Genomic DNA, 427 nt, shown 5'->3' on the forward strand with positions numbered 1-427 from the left:
GGAGTCTCACCAATGGGCGCCCGACTCGGCCCCGACGACGAAGCCGACGCCGCCACCGCGATCGACCGACTGAACCGCGAACGCCGCGGCGAAATCTTCGACCCCATCGAACGCACAGAGCCCGACGTTCAAGAGACCGTGAACGTCGACGACGACGTTCAAGCAAATCCCGATCTGCTTGAACCTGAGGACGAACCGTTCACCACCCCACACGACGACCTCCCCGACCTCGAGGACGACATTCCCGATGATGAACTTCACGTGGCAGACGAAGAACCGGACCTGGACACTGACGACGATGAGCTACCAGAAAACCCTGCAGTCGAAGGAGATCCAACCGACGACAGCGACAACGAAACCGAACCTGACGACGATCAGCCGGACCCTCATCCTGCCGACATCCCTGAGGTGGCAGAAGAACCCGAAG

General features: G+C 60.9%; 1 protein-coding gene. It reads left to right on the plus strand.

The window, feature by feature from the left end:
* Positions 1-12 precede the first annotated feature (12 nt).
* Positions 13-427: hypothetical protein (locus AC3XQU_RS23000; RefSeq protein WP_489876477.1), on the plus strand; the 415-nt coding region annotated here is incomplete at its 3' end.

The sequence above is a fragment of the Telluria sp. AZSoR62 genome (assembly GCF_058111565.1).